The 1,093-nt window shown below is 30.7% G+C and carries 1 pseudogene; it reads left to right on the top strand.

Annotation, left to right across the window (positions count from 1 at the left end):
• Positions 1 to 91: 91 nt before the first annotated feature.
• A pseudogene (locus tag ACWPWK_RS19040) lies at positions 92 to 1,093 on the top strand (sensor histidine kinase); the annotation flags it as partial.

Below are 1,093 nucleotides of genomic sequence, written 5' to 3'. Positions count from 1 at the left end.
TGAACTAGTTTATTCTTGTCAAAAAGAACAAGGAGTTACAGATATTTCCATCGACTTTAAATATTATAAACCAACTAATTGTGGGAAACTAATGTTTGATTTTCGAGTTTATGATAGAGAGTCTGATGCATTAGATGATTTAGTAGAAAGAACTAAACGAGTTGAAGATAGTCCATTAGAAAAGAAAGAGGTTCGAGTACTATTAGATACTTACCATGGAGTAGGTGTGTTTAGAAACGGCTTTAGAATTCGCCCTCTAGGCGATGTGGGATATGATTGGATGGATTTGAATTTGGAGCGCGTAAATAATCCATCATTAAGAATTAGTGTTAATCAAATTATTGGTTATGTCAAAATTGAATCTGAAGAGCAATCAAATTTATACGAAAAAAGTGCAAGAGATGGTCTGAGGGATAATGAGGCTTATAAAAATTTAATTGACATCTCTAAACGAGTTTTAAGACTTTTAGAAGAAAATCGGTATAGGTATCGAGAATCTACAGGCAAATCACGTAAGAAGAATGAATCAATAGATAACAAGCTAGATGATATTTTTTCTAGTGAGGATCTATCATTTAAAATTCGAGATACTTTACAAGGTGCAGATCTCCCTCAGAATAAAAAAGATGAAATAACAAAAGAAATCTTAGACTTAGTAGAGGAAGATACCAAATCTAAATCAACAAAATTAGAGTATATTAAAAGGGCTGTTGCAATTTATCAGGGGCAAGCAACATTAGGTAAGATCATTAATCGATTAATCCATGAAGGAAGAAGACCTCTTAATTATTTTCAAAATGAAATTCCGAATTTAAAGCGCTGGAAGGAAAAATATAACTCAAGCCATGATGAAAAACATTTTTCTAAGGTAATAGAAAGAATAGATGGAGTTTTAGATAACTCTAAGCACTTTGTAACTTTATTTAAAAAAATTGATCCACTAGCTACAGCTAGAAGACCAAATAGAAAAGATGAAAAAATTAAAAGTATGATTCTATCATCCTTAAATATCTTTGAAAAAGATATCAATGATAATGGAATTAGTATTAAATTTTCTTGTCCAGAAGAAGTAACTTATCTTTGTTGGAAGCAG

The organism is Proteus sp. Marseille-Q3619 (genome assembly GCF_965283115.1).
The sequence above is the reverse complement of the archived record's forward strand: the minus strand, read 5'-3'. Positions and strand labels throughout refer to the sequence as shown.